The organism is Cytobacillus eiseniae (assembly GCF_017874625.1).
In the GTDB taxonomy this organism is placed as follows: Bacteria; Bacillota; Bacilli; order Bacillales; family Cytobacillaceae; genus Cytobacillus; species Cytobacillus eiseniae.
Map to the genome: position 1 here is coordinate 1 of NZ_JAGIKZ010000001.1, position 14,186 is coordinate 14,186.

At 36.2% G+C, this 14,186-nt stretch carries 16 protein-coding genes; 9 read left to right on the forward strand and 7 right to left on the reverse strand.

Going from position 1 to position 14,186, the window contains the following annotated elements; all coding sequences use genetic code 11:
• Positions 1–499: 499 nt before the first annotated feature.
• Positions 500–976, reverse strand: coding sequence for an Hsp20/alpha crystallin family protein (locus J2Z40_RS00005; protein WP_066395089.1), 477 nt, complete (start codon positions 974–976; stop codon positions 500–502).
• Positions 977–1,147: 171 nt separating this feature from the next.
• Between J2Z40_RS00005 and J2Z40_RS00010 the strand changes: the two genes are divergently transcribed.
• The 3 genes from J2Z40_RS00010 (at position 1,148) to J2Z40_RS00020 (ending at position 2,534) form a co-directional block, all read left to right on the forward strand.
• On the forward strand, positions 1,148–1,921 hold the full coding sequence (locus J2Z40_RS00010) for an SDR family oxidoreductase (protein ID WP_066395086.1): 774 nt from the start codon (positions 1,148–1,150) through the stop codon (positions 1,919–1,921).
• Between the two features lie 72 nt (positions 1,922–1,993).
• Positions 1,994–2,140 carry a DUF2639 domain-containing protein gene (locus tag J2Z40_RS00015; protein WP_083953913.1) on the forward strand — a complete coding sequence of 49 codons (147 nt, stop codon included), beginning with the start codon at positions 1,994–1,996 and terminating at the stop codon, positions 2,138–2,140.
• Positions 2,141–2,375: 235 nt separating this feature from the next.
• Positions 2,376–2,534: a hypothetical protein gene (locus J2Z40_RS00020; protein ID WP_162840485.1), complete on the forward strand. Its 159-nt coding sequence runs from the start codon at positions 2,376–2,378 to the stop codon at positions 2,532–2,534.
• A gap of 74 nt (positions 2,535–2,608) precedes the next feature.
• Here the strand turns inward: J2Z40_RS00020 and J2Z40_RS00025 are convergent, their stop codons facing one another.
• From J2Z40_RS00025 to J2Z40_RS00040, 4 genes are all read right to left on the reverse strand, one after another.
• Entirely contained in the window at positions 2,609–3,172 is a 564-nt protein-coding gene (locus tag J2Z40_RS00025) for a GNAT family N-acetyltransferase (RefSeq protein WP_066395083.1), read from the reverse strand.
• Positions 3,173–3,483: 311 nt separating this feature from the next.
• Entirely contained in the window at positions 3,484–4,602 is a 1,119-nt protein-coding gene (locus tag J2Z40_RS00030; protein WP_066395080.1) for an amidohydrolase, read from the reverse strand.
• Entirely contained in the window at positions 4,599–5,192 is a 594-nt protein-coding gene (gene uptA / locus J2Z40_RS00035) for an undecaprenyl phosphate transporter UptA (protein ID WP_066395078.1), read from the reverse strand. The genes J2Z40_RS00030 and uptA overlap by 4 nt, the downstream gene beginning before the upstream one ends.
• A gap of 25 nt (positions 5,193–5,217) precedes the next feature.
• A complete protein-coding gene (locus tag J2Z40_RS00040; RefSeq protein WP_066395076.1) occupies positions 5,218–5,997 on the reverse strand; it encodes an undecaprenyl-diphosphate phosphatase in 780 nt (259 codons plus the stop codon).
• A gap of 180 nt (positions 5,998–6,177) precedes the next feature.
• Here J2Z40_RS00040 and J2Z40_RS00045 point away from each other — a divergent pair, with 180 nt between their 5' ends.
• Together J2Z40_RS00045 and J2Z40_RS00050 are read left to right on the forward strand one after the other, a co-directional pair.
• Positions 6,178–6,501, forward strand: coding sequence for a DUF4870 domain-containing protein (locus J2Z40_RS00045; RefSeq protein ID WP_066395075.1), 324 nt, complete (start codon positions 6,178–6,180; stop codon positions 6,499–6,501).
• A gap of 87 nt (positions 6,502–6,588) precedes the next feature.
• The gene (locus J2Z40_RS00050) at positions 6,589–7,455 is read left to right on the forward strand and encodes a patatin-like phospholipase family protein (protein ID WP_066395072.1); all 867 of its coding nucleotides are present in this window, start codon (positions 6,589–6,591) and stop codon (positions 7,453–7,455) included.
• Between the two features lie 593 nt (positions 7,456–8,048).
• Here the strand turns inward: J2Z40_RS00050 and J2Z40_RS00055 are convergent.
• Complete coding sequence (locus J2Z40_RS00055) at positions 8,049–8,612, reverse strand: YdcF family protein (RefSeq protein WP_066395070.1); 564 nt, start codon at positions 8,610–8,612, stop codon at positions 8,049–8,051.
• Positions 8,613–8,738: 126 nt separating this feature from the next.
• On the opposite strand from J2Z40_RS00055, the gene J2Z40_RS00060 reads away from it, so the two are divergent.
• Positions 8,739–9,494, forward strand: a complete 756-nt coding sequence (locus tag J2Z40_RS00060; protein WP_066395068.1) for a hypothetical protein — start codon at positions 8,739–8,741, stop codon at positions 9,492–9,494.
• 88 nt (positions 9,495–9,582) lie between these two features.
• Complete coding sequence (locus J2Z40_RS00065) at positions 9,583–10,158, forward strand: TlpA disulfide reductase family protein (protein ID WP_066395066.1); 576 nt, start codon at positions 9,583–9,585, stop codon at positions 10,156–10,158.
• Between the two features lie 128 nt (positions 10,159–10,286).
• Here the strand turns inward: J2Z40_RS00065 and J2Z40_RS00070 are convergent, their stop codons facing one another.
• Positions 10,287–11,081: an EcsC family protein gene (locus tag J2Z40_RS00070; protein ID WP_066395063.1), complete on the reverse strand. Its 795-nt coding sequence runs from the start codon at positions 11,079–11,081 to the stop codon at positions 10,287–10,289.
• A 181-nt stretch (positions 11,082–11,262) separates the two neighbouring features.
• On the opposite strand from J2Z40_RS00070, the gene J2Z40_RS00075 reads away from it, so the two are divergent.
• Both J2Z40_RS00075 and J2Z40_RS00080 read left to right on the forward strand, forming a co-directional pair.
• Positions 11,263–12,564 carry an NCS2 family permease gene (locus J2Z40_RS00075; RefSeq protein ID WP_066395061.1) on the forward strand — a complete coding sequence of 434 codons (1,302 nt, stop codon included), beginning with the start codon at positions 11,263–11,265 and terminating at the stop codon, positions 12,562–12,564.
• Positions 12,565–12,943: 379 nt separating this feature from the next.
• Positions 12,944–14,179 carry an EAL and HDOD domain-containing protein gene (locus J2Z40_RS00080; RefSeq protein WP_066395059.1) on the forward strand — a complete coding sequence of 412 codons (1,236 nt, stop codon included), beginning with the start codon at positions 12,944–12,946 and terminating at the stop codon, positions 14,177–14,179.
• The last annotated feature ends 7 nt before the right edge of the window (positions 14,180–14,186 follow it).

Below are 14,186 nucleotides of genomic sequence, written 5' to 3' on the forward strand. Positions count from 1 at the left end.
AGGGAAACCCTTTCAGTGGGCCTTTAAGGCCAAGGCCGGTAAGAGAGGCTTTCAGCCGCAGAGCAAACCACCAGTTCACACTGGTGGTTTTGATTAGGCTCTTTTCTAAAAGATTGTTGCTTTTTTAATCAATTCTTAGATTGAAAGTTTTACCAAATAGGTCGGTTGATTGGAGCGGAAGGTGCGAGATCCTCGAAAATGCTATCGCATTTCCTTCGTGCGGTGTGGATTCTAAGGAGCCAACTCAATGTCCTGCGGGATGCGTGGGACAGGGACAGCTGAGACCCCGCAAGAGCGTAAGCGATGAGGAGGCTCAGCGCCCACCCCGCGGAAAGGGAGCGACCTGGAGCGGAAATCAACCTTTACCAACTATGTGTTAAATAGCAACAATGTTTGCGAAAACAGCCTTTTTTTATGAAATTGCATACCTTGAATGGAGAAAGTGTAAAGAAATAAAAGAAATGGCTTATGCACGAATGCTATTCTTGAGTATCTGATATTAATACGTATCTGTAACATCAATTTCAGAAAATTGCATATCCACATTTTTAGGGATCCTTACTTCAAGTATGCCATCTTTCATCTGTGCAGTTGTTCCTTTTTTTTTCACGAGGGCTGGAAGTGTTATAATATGTTTGTCATCATAATTCGGAATATGCTCAACAATCATTTGATTAGATGTATGATAAAGTCTCATAACACTACGCCAATCTTCATTTTTGATTGGCACGCGTATATATACATAATCATGTGTTTCAAATACAGAACAAGGGAGTGAAGAAGAAGATTCTTGTGGCTGTTTTTGCTGATTATTCATGCCTTTGAACAGCTCTTGTGGGTTCAACATGCCCTGCATCTGTTCAGGCATCATTTGTCCCATCATATTTTGAACATATTTATTAATATCCTCGGGATTTAACTGCTGCATCGTTTTTTTTGCTTCTTTATGAAACGGGAAGAGATTCCAGGGGAACATAGGGCATCCTCCTTTCAAATACAGGAAAGTTCCATTTGAATGATTCATTTCATTGTATGCAAAAAGGCATTAACTAGTTAAGCTGAATTCAAACGTTTCAGTTGCTTAATGTAAAGGTTCTTACTAATATATTGGTAATACATAAAAAACTTTTAATTGTGGGGTATGCTTGTGAGAGAAAAAACAGCTCTAATTACAGGAGGGGCAACAGGAATTGGCAAACGAACAGCTTTTCTCCTTGCTGAAAAAGGCATTCATTTAGTTATTAATTACCGTAATAGCAAGGATCAGGCTGAAATGCTTGTTCGCGAATTAACAGAAAAATTTGGTACAAAAAATATTGCTGTCCAAGGTGATATTAGTAATATTGAAGATTGTCAGCAGATTGCCTCGAAAGCATTTTCAGAATTCCACACAATTGATATTCTCATTCATAATGCAGGTCCATATATTCATGAAAGAAAAGCGATGACGGAATATTCAGTTGAAAATTGGAATTATATTATAAATGGAAATTTAAATGCAGTATTTTATCTTTCTAAATTACTTATCCCGCAAATGCGTAAGCAAAATTGGGGAAGGATTATTATGATTGGTTTTGATCGAGTAGAAACAGCACCAGGCTGGATTTATCGTTCGGCATTTGCTGCAGCAAAAAGTGGATCGGTTTCATTAATGAAAACAATTGCTCTTGAAGAAGCTGAGAATGGCATCACAGCAAATATGGTCTGTCCAGGGGATATAACTGGTGAGTGGAAGGAAAAAAGAATCAACGAGGCAATTGTGAAAAGGGACAAGGAATCACCAGTAGGGCGACCAGGAACGGGGGAAGACATTGCTAGAGTCATTCATTTCCTTGTAGATGAGAAATCAGATTTTATTACAGGGAGCGTACTATCTGTAACTGGAGGAATGGATGTTTTAGGAAAAGCTTTTAGAGATTAACTATTTGGTCATGAATATTTTTCTCCTGCATATATTGTTGTAAATAGGACAAGGACATAGGAGGAAAATGAGATGGCATATAAGGGATCGAAGGGTTGGTATATCCAAAAGCTAAAGGAGGCTGGGATCAGAAAACATCCTGTAGACTTAAGAAAATTAGAGCTATACAAAACATATATCGTTAGAAATCTCTATCTTGAAATGGAAAAAAAGCAATAATGAAAAACTCCCACTGATAACTGTTCGCATTTTTTAACAGCTATCAATGGGAGTATTTTTATGTTCAGAAAGTAAATAATGGCTGTTTTTGATTATTTAGGAAATAGTTCTTACGTTTCACTCCATAAATTCGCCATAACAATTTTGCAATTGTGTGAACTTTTAAAAATTGCGAATGAAAAAAGATGTTTTTGTGAAATATATTCAGTAAACAATCTTTAAAGGAGTGAGACAAATGAACTTTGATTTAAATAGAATCAACCCAAATCAGACTCAAGTTTTTTTCCATGACGGACGATATGAAACACTTACGAATGAAGAGCTAGAGGAGCTCATGGCACAGATGGGCATCAGTGATCGACCGGATGAGTTCGAGGCAAGTGTGACAGATTAATTTACACATAATAAAAGCCAATTTGGAAAAATTGGCTTTTATTATGTGTATTTGTTGTTGGATAGTTCCTTATTTTAAGCCTCCATTAAATGAGATGCTTCTTGCACTTCATTTGTATTATTCCGTAATACATGGAGAGTATATAAGTCTTTAGGGATTTCATATAGATGATAGACAGCCCCATTTGCATTAAGCTGATCATAAATATTCTTTCGAGACTCATTTGCTTGAATGACATATGGCAATTTTTCAGCTGCTTTTTGTGAGCGAATATTTTCTTTCCTAATTCTCATGAAGATTGTTTCAATTCCATATTGATAAAAAAGCTCATCAAAAAAGGCATCTTTCGCCAATTTATTATAGCCTTTTCCGTGGTAAGGCTTTCCGAGCCATGTACCAATAAATCCAGCATTTTCTTGTATATCAAATAAATTAATTGTTCCAATCGGAGCGCCCCATTCGTCAAGAATCGTGCGAGAAATAAGTTCTTCACGTTCTTCTGCTTCGATGGTTTGCTTAGTGATAAATACGAATTCATCATACGAATATGCTTTTTGACGAACAAAAGGAAAGACATCAGGGTGCGTCATTAAATCATATAGTACATGGCATTCTTGAAAATCACGTTTCTTGAGCATAGGTTATCCCTCCATAAATGAGGACAGTCCTTACTCCATGCCAAATAGAGTCCTCGGTCCACCCTCGAAATTTTTTGTATTGCTAAAAAATTTCGGGGTGGGAATCGAACCCACTAGAACCAGTAAACTGGTGGCGCACCATTTGCCTTCCCTATTTCTAATCACTTCAATATATAATTGTCACTTGAATTTTATTAGAAAAATGATTTTACATTCGTATAATACTAAAAAACAATAAAAAAGGAAATAGTTTTTTTCACTATTTTTTTAGCTAATTTGTGTCAAAAAACAACAGCAAATTTCTACAAAATTCAGGAATCTTCATACACAAATTGTCCATTAATCATCGTCCATTTTGGTTTCGCGAGATAATGAAAGGGATGATGACTCCAAAGAACTAAGTCCGCATCTTTCCTAGGTTCGATGCTTCCTAACAGGTGATCGATTTGCAAGTTTTTTGCCGCTAGAATGGTAATGCCTTCTAGTGCCTTTTGTTCAGATAAACCTTCTCGAACAGCGATTGCAGCACAAAGATTTAAATATTGAATTGGCGTATACGGATGATCAGTAGTAATCGAAACCTCAACGCCGTTATTCGTAAGTTCTTGGTATGTTTTCCATGTTTTATTTTTTAATTCGATTTTTGAACGTCTCGTTAATGTTGGACCTACTGATACTTTTAAATCTAGTCCACTTAATTCTTCTGCAATCAGATGTCCTTCTGTACAATGTTCAATCCGCAAATCAAGATTAAATTCCTCTGCAAAGCGAATAGCTGAAATAATATCATCCGCTCGATGTGCGTGAATTCGTACAGGGATTTCACGATTTAATGCTTGGATAAATGGAGCTGTTCTTAATGATTTCGGCTGAGATCTAGCTTCATAGAATGCCTCACGAAGCATGCCCATTATGCCCATTCTCGTAATGGAATCTTTATTGCCTTGACTATGTATGCGTTTTGGATTCTCGCCTAAGGCAATTTTTAATCCAGCAGTTTCTAATAAAAGCATTTTTTTTATATTTTTTCCAGTTGTTTTAATTACAGATGTTGTTCCGCCGACTACATTCGCACTTCCTGGCATAATATGAACGGTTGTAATGCCGTGTTTAATGGCATCGGAAAAAGCGGGATCTAATGGGTGGACACCATCCAATGCACGAACATGAGGACTCATTGCTTCGACTGTTTCGTTGGCGTCATTACCTGCCCATCCTGTTCCTTCATCATACAAACCTAGATGGGTGTGAACATCAATGAATCCTGGAAATAAGAAATGGCGGTTACAATCAATGATTTTTACATTCGAATCTGTTTTTATATACTTTCCAATTGATGTAATTTTTCCGTTTTCCACTACTACATCCCCATGAAAAGCAGGGGATGTGATTGGATGAATATATGCGTCTTTTAGGAGGATTTTTGTCATAATGATCCTTTCTTTTTATGTTGGAATAATAGATAAATGCCAATGGAACTAATAGCCAGAATGATGATTGGAAAAAGGAAAGGTTTAGCATATTCCTTAATTTCCCGCCAATGATCGCCAAGTTCGATTCCCAATAATAAAAATAAGACGGTCCACGGAATCATGGCCGCAATTGTGTAAAGACAAAAGGTTGACAATGACATTCTAGCAATGCCGGCAGGGATGGAAATGGCATGACGTACAATCGGAATAAAGCGAGCAGTAAATATGACACCGGTCCCATATTTATGGAACCAATGTTCAGAAGCATCTAAATGTGACTTTTTAATAAATAGAAACTTCCCGTATTTATCCAAAAACGGTCTGCCGCCATAAAGACCTATCCAGTAAAGGAAAAGTTGGGCAAATGTTCCACCAATTACACCTGCTAGAAGAGCGCCGAGAAAATGAATTTCACCTAGACTAATTAAATAGCCACCATAGCTTAAAACAATTTCGCTAGGGATGACCTCTACCATTAATCCTAGAGCAATGCCCAAATAGCCTAACTGTGATAATGTTTCAAATATTGCATAGAGAAGCTCTTTCAACTTACTATCCCCTTTTTAAGTGAAATTAAAAGATTCCTGTCATTTGAAGAATAAGAATAACAATTCCAAGGATCCAAACATAGATAGCAAAAATCTTTAAAGATTTTCTCTTAAGAAAATTAATCATCCAAACAACTGCCATATAGCCAAATAGGGCTGATGCGAGTGTAGCGACGAATAAACTTCCAAGCGAAATGGCTTCCACATGACCAGACGCCATTTCCCCGAATTGGAGAACAATCCCCCCGGTTATGGCGGGGATTGAGAGGAGGAATGAAAAATAGGCCGCAGTTTCTCTGTCTAGTTTCCGAAATAATCCTGCTGCAATCGTGAGACCCGAACGTGAGATGGCTGGGAATATCGCTGCTGCTTGAAAACTGCCGATAAATAAGGCATCCCCATATGTAATCGTATCCATTTTTTTTCTTCCATTTTTAATGGAATCAGACATCCAGAGAATAAGTCCTGTTATCATAAATTCCCAGCCGATTGTTACTCCAGTTTTTGAAATGGAGTCAAATAAATCATTAAATAATAACCCGACAATGACAGCAGGGATTGTACCAATTACAAGCAACATCGAAAGCTTGCCAAATGGATTTTTTAAAATTTGTAATAATTCCTTTTGATAAACGACGAGAACGGCAAGTAATGTTCCTATATGTAGCATCGTATCAAGAAAGATCCCAGCCTCATCGAGACCGAATAAATGCCGTCCTAAATACAAATGTCCGGTACTTGAAATAGGTAGAAATTCGGTAAGTCCTTGAATGATTCCGAGAATAAAGGCTTCTAATTTAGACATCAAAATACATCATCCTTTTTGTCATAAAAATGGTTGTCTTTACAAAGTTTATTCAAGTTGTCCTATTCAAGAACTGAAAATTAGATGAAGGAATTAAGGAATCAAAAAAATTGTATGAAACTTTTATGACAAATTCGCGTACATAATAATAGAGAATAAATCCTTTGAAGGAGGAAAACGATGGCATCGAATGATGAAAGATTATTAGCAACAGCTATTTATGTATCAAGCTTTTTCACAACGATTATTGGTCCACTCGTGATTTGGCTATTAAAGAAGGATGAATCAGCCTATATCGACTATCACGGAAAAGAGTACTTCAATTTTATTATTTCTTATGCAGTCTATTCTGTTGTGAGTATGCTCTTAATGATTGTCTTAATTGGGTTCATTACGATTTGGATTGTGGGAGTTGCCGCCTTTGTATTTACGATTATCGCAGCTGTGAAAGCATATGAAGGGAAGGAATATCGCTTTCCGCTTGTCTTTAGAATCATTCGTTAATATTTGATGAAAAAGGGTTACCTCCTTATGGAATAGTTTGTTAAAATGACAAATATGACTATTTTAATGAGAAGGAGACGTTAGTCGATGAATGAAGTTGGACTTGTTTTAGAAGGGGGAGGGATGCGCGGTGTGTACTCTGCTGGTGTCCTTGAGTATTTTTTAGAGCAGGGAATCCAATTTCCTTATGTGATCGGAGTGTCTGCGGGTGCTGGAATGGCTGCTTCCTACTTATCGAAACAAAAAGGCCGAAATAAAGTAGTCAATATTGATTATGTGACAGATCCGCGTTATATTTCTTGGCGAAATTTCTTTAGAAATCGGCAGCTATTTGGAATGGATTTTATATTTGATGATATTCCAAATAAATTTGTTCCGTTTCATCAAGAAGAATTTTTCCAGAACAATGCGGAATTTATTATCGGTACGACTGATTGTCTGACAGGGGAACCTATCTATTATGGCAAAGAGGACTATGGCAAAGATTTGCTTAAGATTGTGAAAGCATCCAGCTCATTGCCTTTCATTGCACCTGAGATCCCATTTGCGGATCGATTATTACTTGATGGGGGCATAAGCGATCCAATACCGATTAAGAAGGCACAAAGTGATGGCTGTAAGAAATCCGTTGTGATATTAACAAGGAATAAAGGCTATAGGAAAAAGCCTTCTAAATTTCACTTCCTTGTCAAAAGAAAATACCCACATTATATTGGGCTCCAGCAAGCATTAGCTACTCGCCATCAAAAATATAATGAAACGATTGATTTTCTTGAAGAAGAAGAGAGACATGGCAGAGTGCTAATCATTCGACCACAAGAGCCATTAACAGTTGGAAGAATGGAGAGAGATCCAGCAAAGCTTGAAAAATTGTATATGATTGGATATGAAAACGCAAAGAAGCATCAGGATAAAATATACAATTGGTTAGAAACGAAAGAAGAGCGATCGTGAACATGTAAGTAGTTTGATCTATAGGAAGAACAATAAAAAGAAGCAAGCGAATATATATACCGCTTGCTTCTTTTTATTGTTTTGACAAGGGGTATTAAGATTACTTAAGAAAACAGCAACAGATGTCACATCGTTTTTAATCAATTATATTCATTATCTATGGAAGGGATGGAAAGGTGCTGATTCCCTTATCTAGACTAAATAGGTCCGGCACTTACCGGTTGGAGGTACAGGTTGACAAGTTGAGCTGATAAATAAGCGGAAAAACTCCGCTTATTTCGGAAATTTTAACAAAAATAGCGTAAATAAGCGGAGAAACTCCGTCTATTCACTCAAAAAATCCATAAAAGGGGGATATTTTATTGAATAAGCGGAAAAAATCCGCTTATTTTCTTCAAAATGAACTTCTTTTTGCAAATAGGCGGAAAATTTCCGCTTATTATTCTTTTGCTCGTGACTCTATTAAGGACAAGAGGGTATAAGAATGGCTGTTTTTTAGTAAGCATGTGATTTAGCTTGATATTGACCTTATGAAAGCAGTTTTTCTACTTCACAACTGAACTACTTACGTGAATACGATCGCTCTTCTTTTGTTACGAACCGAAGATCATCATCTTTATAACTGCTGCATACTCTCGGATGTATAAGGTAGTTTTAACAACTAATGGTGTTTCAGCTGCCAATGGATAGCCTTGAATACCTAATTTTTTAGCAAATGAAGTCGCTCGATATAAATGGAAATCATTGCTAACAATGACTGCTTCATCGATTGCATATAAATCCTTCGTAAACTTTAAATTTTCGAATGTAGATGTGGAGCGATCCTCTTTCAAAATTCGTTCCATGCTTATCTTATTTTCAATAAAGAACCGTTGAAGTGCCTCTGCTTCTGTAATCTTTTCCCCCTTGCCTTGGCCTCCGGTAACAATTACTTTTGTATCAGGATGATCATTTAAATAAGTAAGTGCTGTTTGTGCGCGATTTCGTAGACTTAATGACATTTCTTCCCCGTTCACTTTTGCTCCAAGTACGATCAGATATGGAATGGAAGCTGGAGGTGTTTGTTTTGCTGTCTGTATAATTTGTATATGAATAATGAAGATGATCAGGAGTGGGATAAGTAGAATCATACAAAAAATAAATAGATATTTTTTCATGTTTTTTCTCCTATCTATCATGTTTATCAAAGCGAAATAATAGACTTATAGTACCTCTATTAATTAATAGCATATAAATCGCAAAATAGGAATGTTTTTCCTTTTGATAGTTAGGAGTTTTAGCTAATGAATATTCAGCAATTTTATAAAAAAACAGCTTCTCTTTCATTAAGTGTTAGCCTAGGTGCACTTATTCCGCCATTTTTTCTTATTTTGTTTGGGATTATGATTATTCAAGACGGGAGAATTGTTTTGATTGCCCTTCCATTTTTATTGTATAGCTTTTTTTGCTATCAATATTATTTGATTTGCGACAAGCGTTCAACAGCGATAACTGTTAATAGTTTTGAAAGAAAGTCAGATGTGACACTTTTAGAATCAGAACAAGTGCTCATTCATTTCCTGCCATCCTTATCATTTCGAATGCTCCTTTTTGGCAATTATGGTCAGTTGCTAGGGGAAGTAAAGAATATGAATAAATGGTCAATCAGTGGGCTGCTGCCATCATTTATTAATAGGAAAAGATATGGACTTTACAATGAGTTAAATGAATTAATTGCTATTTTTCATCTGAAAAAAAATCAGATAGAAATAGAAACCAAGGAATGTACAAAAATAATGATTTGGGAACAAAAGAAAAGTCAAACAGAGCTTATTTATCAAATAAATGGGGAAACGTTAATTGTGAACCGAGCAAAATTATTTATGGACTATCAATTTCATTTGGAAAAACAAAAAATCGGCCGCCTGCAAAAAGGCTGGATGCCTGTGGAATGGAGCTCTAAATTTAAAGATCCTAATACACCAGTTTTATCGTTTATTCAAAAGGACGAACAAATTAAAATTATGATCGTCGCTCTTCTATCTAAAATCCTTCATTAATGGAGACACTGTGCAGAATGATCGATTGTGGCTATTAAGTGTAGTATGATAGGAGCAAACGGTTTCATCTGAAGAGGTGTACTTGAAAATGAAGAAGATTTTACTAGGTGTCTTTGGTTTTGTTGCCATCTTAATTCTTGTTGATCAGTTTTTCCTTCAAGATTCACGGGAGGAGGACAAAAAGCAGAAGATCGAGAAATATGAGAAAATAGCAAATGCGGAACAGCTGCTAATTGGGTTAAATGAAGGAAAGAGGGCACCAGATTTTACGCTTGAAGACTTGAATGGAAATCCCATTAAGCTAAATGATTATAAGGGAAAAGCTATTTTATTAAATTTTTGGGCAACATGGTGTCCCCCTTGTAAGGATGAAATGCCACATATGGAAAAGCTTTATCAAAAATATAACAATGATGGGTTTGAAATTTTAGCGGTGAATGTAATGACTTCAGAGAAGGATCCGAAAAATGTGAATCACTTTATAGAAGACTACCAACTAACCTTTCCAATTCCGATTGATGAAAAGGGGATTGTTTTTCACGATTATGCCATTTTAGGCTATCCTACAAGCTTTTTTATTGATTCAGATGGAGTCATTCGGAAAAAAGTGATGGGGCCAGTGAATGAAGAAGAGATGGAGATTGAAATTCTGAAATTACTATAATGGAACCAGCTATGTTCTAAAGATTATCGTGAAAAAACGACCGAAACTCCTATTTACTTGAAATCAGTTGCTGTTAAATCGATAGCAACTATGATTTCATTTTCAAAGGAATCGGTCGTTTATTTTTGTTAGTTTTCGTTCAACCGTTCTTTAATTCTTCTCTTCCGATACAGCATCATTCCCGCTTCGGCAATATCATTGACAGCCGAGCGGTTAATGAATGCCCCGAAAAGCAACCCAGCTATCGGAATCATCTGAAAGAGTTTTTTCCAGCCTACTTGATCTCGATAGGTGAAAACAACTTCTCTCCAGCCTTGTAGCTCAGAGATTGCTTCTCTCTTTGTTTCGTCCTCAGGAGAATCGATGAGTGATAGCTGCTTCAAAATCGCCCTTTTTCCGACGATATCTGAAGAAACAAATTGAAGAATCTTGACGATATAGATTCTTTCCTTTTTGTCATTTGGGTTATAGCCATAACATATGGCGATATCTTGAAGTGTTTTAAGCTGCATGCCAAGAAGCACTGGAATATCAATTGTTAGTGTAAAGATGCCACCAATTCCTGTTCCGGCGCCTTGTATCGTAGCAAGTCGTTTACGATTGGACTTAAGCTTTGTTACCGCATAATCCATTTCAGCGATTGGAATATTTGAAACATCCTCCAAATTGTCGACATTTTTGTTTGGATAGTAGGATTTGATTGAGGAGACAGAGCTCAAGTATCGTCCGCCAGATTGAATATATTGACCAAGTTCATCTAAAATATCACCGATTTTATTTTGTAAGAATGCGGGCGTGAACTTGTCTAATAACTTAAATGGAAGACGGCCGATCTTTTCCCAAAACCATAAGTCACCTTGATCCCTTTCCCAGTCCTCACTTTTTTTTAATTCTTCAATTAATTGTTCCTTCGTGTCATTCACAGTGTATGGTTCCCCCCATTTTATAAATACTATGTATACATACGAGCCAACGAACTGAAAAGTTTCAAGCCCTATTGGCAAGTACGTGATTGTTTGTTAGAATGTTTTATTGTGGCTCTCCTGAATATTCAGAGAGAGCGGGTAGGGAGAGGGCTAATTAAAATAGTTAGGTAGTATGAAAATGAAGAAAAACTGGTTTAACCATTTTTTTCAACTTGAGCAAAATCAGACGACGGTTAAACGTGAAATTTTGGCTGGATTAATAGGCTTTTTTACAATCGTATATATTATTGCCGTTAATTCACTCATTTTATCAGAGGCAGGCATTCCACTTGAAGCAGCTATTTTTGCTACAATTATCACATCTGTTGTTGGCTGTTTTTTAATGGGGTTTTGGGCGAATGTACCGATTCTTCTTGTTCCTGGAATGGGAATTAATGCCTTATTTTCCTACACGATTGTCCAATCGATGGGAATGTCTTGGCAAGAGGCATTAGCAGTAGTATTTGTTTCAGGATTGATTTTTACCTTCATAGCGTTTTCGAAGTTTTCGAAAACATTAAGTGATTCCATTCCGCAGTCATTAAAAGAGGCAATTACTGTCGGCCTTGGATTATTTTTAATGCTGATTGGACTTGAAAAGGGTGGAATCGTTGTAAAAGGAACAAATTCAATTATTGCATTAGGTTCACTTGGTGAGCCACAAGTACTTGCAACTGTTCTTACATTCTTACTTGCCATTGTTTTGTTTATGCGAAACATACCAGGGAACTTTTTGATTACAGTAATTGCAGGTACGCTAATTGCCTGGTTGTTTGGTTTGATTGATTTTCATTCAACCGAAGAAAAAGCATTTTCACTTTCGGAGTATATGGATGTTTTCGGTGCTATGTCCTTTTCAAGTATCTTTTCCATCACTTTTTGGATTGCTGTTTTTTCATTAACAATGGTGCTTGTGTTTGAAAACATTGGATTGGTTCATGGGCATGTCTCATTTATTAACCGTTCGGATAAATTTTCTCGTGCTTTTCAAGCAAACTCCATTTCAGCAATGTTATCTGGTGTATTTGGAACGAGCCCGACTGTTTCAACGGTTGAAAGCACTGCAGGCATGGCAGCAGGAGGAAGAACAGGATTAACAACAATTATTACAGGCTTGCTTTTTCTGTTATCTGCCTTTTTTATCCCAGTCATTAAACTAATTCCAAACAGTGCGATTGCCCCAATTTTAATGATCATCGGTGGATTAATGCTCCAAAATATTCGTAATCTTGATATGAATGATTTAAGTGAAAGTTTTCCAGCCATTTTTATTATTGCGCTGATCCCATTTACTTACAGTATTGCAGATGGGATTGCAGTAGGGTTTATTCTCTATCCAATTTTAAAAATTGCCACAGGAAGAGCGAAGGAAGTCTCCTTAACACTATATATTATCGCAGGACTCTTTCTTTTCAACTTTATCTTTCATGTAATCGGATAATGAAATAGATTGTAGAAGAAGTACGTTTATACGTGCTTCTTTTTTTGTTGTTTAGGAAACTAAAAATCGCGCATTGTGTATAACTTTATGAGTAGTTTAGTCTACGTCCAGCTCCGGCGCCTATCGCCTATCAAACTTCAGTACCGCTCCCTACGATAAGTCAACATCGGTTCGCTATCGCTCACCGTGTTTCCTTTATCTCAGTCGCAGTCCTTCCAGTTTGTACGGCGATGATCAAGGCGCCTGCGCATTTGTTCAGATCAGCTTTCATTTTTGTGTTTAATTTGAAAATTTATTATATTTCAACTCCGTTTATATTATTTTTCGTATATAATAAAAAAGAACTATGCGAATTGTTTTTTTTCTCGGAGGTGAAGGGATGGAAGTATTTGTCGCAAGGCAGCCGATATTTAATATAAAGGAAGAAGTGTTTGGCTATGAACTGCTTTACCGGAGTAATCAAAGAGAAAATGCTTTTCCAGATGTAGATGGGGATCAAGCAACAACTGAATTGATTATCAATAGTTTTTTAAATATAGGAATTGATAAATTATCAAGTGGCAAACCATGTTTCATTAATTTTACTGAAAATTTATTAAGTTTGCGACTGCCAACTTATTTTAGGCCGAGAGAAATTATCGTTGAAATATTAGAAACGGTTGCTCCGAGTCCGAAATTAATAGAGATTTGCATGGATTTAAAAGATCAAGGCTACCGGATCGCATTGGATGATTTTGTACTTAATGAGTTAAATCAATATACATATGAATTATTAAATTATGTTGATATTATTAAAGTTGATTTTCTAACCACACCTATACAAATGAGAGAGAAAATCGAAGCAGTTGCAAAAGATTTAAATATCATGCTGCTTGCTGAAAAGGTGGAAACAAGAGAGGGCTTTGAAGAGGCAAAAAAACATGGTTATGAATTTTTTCAAGGATATTTCTTTGCAAAACCAGTTATATTATCAACACATGATCTTCCTACCTATTATTATTCTTATTATGAGATGATTCAAAACTTGTCAATGACAGAACCTAGCATTGATCGAATTACAGAATTAATTGAGCGAGATCTTTCATTATCATACAAGCTATTAAAATTAATAAATTCACCTGCTTACCGTCCGAAACAAAAAATAAATTCCATCAGGCAAGCTGTAGTTTTACTAGGACTAATTGAGCTGCAAAAATGGATTTATGTTTTAGCTGTTCATGAATCAACAATCGGAAAAAAGAATAGCTCCAAAGAAATGATACAAATTAGTCTTATTCGTGCGAGATTATGTGAGGAAATTGAAAAACATCGGAATAAACGACCTTCAGCATCGAATTATTTTTTAACTGGGATGTTTTCTATGATGGATTCCTTAATAGGAATGCCAATGGAGAAAATTTTACACGACCTGCCACTAGATGAGGAGATTTGTGAAGCACTTATTGGAAAGAATAATCAGTTAAAGTTTGTTTTGGATCTTGTCTTAGCTGTGGAAAAGGCAGAGTGGACGTTCATCAGTCAAAAATGCAAAGAATTGAATATTGATGAAAAGCTATTATTTAAGATGTATTCTGAAGCAATTAGTTGGGCAAATGATCTTGTTCTGAATGAGTAACAAAAAT

Bases quoted from the DNA above. Each gene is read 5' to 3' on its own strand.
- J2Z40_RS00005 (WP_066395089.1), bottom strand. From the start codon at position 976: ATGTTCCCCTGGAATCTCTTCCCGTTTCATAAAGAAGCAAAAAAAACG.
- J2Z40_RS00015 (WP_083953913.1), top strand. From the start codon at position 1,994: ATGGCATATAAGGGATCGAAGGGTTGGTATATCCAAAAGCTAAAGGAG.
- J2Z40_RS00020 (WP_162840485.1), top strand. From the start codon at position 2,376: ATGAACTTTGATTTAAATAGAATCAACCCAAATCAGACTCAAGTTTTT.
- J2Z40_RS00025 (WP_066395083.1), bottom strand. From the start codon at position 3,172: ATGCTCAAGAAACGTGATTTTCAAGAATGCCATGTACTATATGATTTA.
- J2Z40_RS00030 (WP_066395080.1), bottom strand. From the start codon at position 4,602: ATGACAAAAATCCTCCTAAAAGACGCATATATTCATCCAATCACATCC.
- J2Z40_RS00040 (WP_066395076.1), bottom strand. From the start codon at position 5,997: ATGTCTAAATTAGAAGCCTTTATTCTCGGAATCATTCAAGGACTTACC.
- J2Z40_RS00045 (WP_066395075.1), top strand. From the start codon at position 6,178: ATGGCATCGAATGATGAAAGATTATTAGCAACAGCTATTTATGTATCA.
- J2Z40_RS00050 (WP_066395072.1), top strand. From the start codon at position 6,589: ATGAATGAAGTTGGACTTGTTTTAGAAGGGGGAGGGATGCGCGGTGTG.
- J2Z40_RS00055 (WP_066395070.1), bottom strand. From the start codon at position 8,612: ATGAAAAAATATCTATTTATTTTTTGTATGATTCTACTTATCCCACTC.
- J2Z40_RS00060 (WP_066395068.1), top strand. From the start codon at position 8,739: ATGAATATTCAGCAATTTTATAAAAAAACAGCTTCTCTTTCATTAAGT.
- J2Z40_RS00065 (WP_066395066.1), top strand. From the start codon at position 9,583: ATGAAGAAGATTTTACTAGGTGTCTTTGGTTTTGTTGCCATCTTAATT.
- J2Z40_RS00075 (WP_066395061.1), top strand. From the start codon at position 11,263: ATGAAGAAAAACTGGTTTAACCATTTTTTTCAACTTGAGCAAAATCAG.
- J2Z40_RS00080 (WP_066395059.1), top strand. From the start codon at position 12,944: ATGGAAGTATTTGTCGCAAGGCAGCCGATATTTAATATAAAGGAAGAA.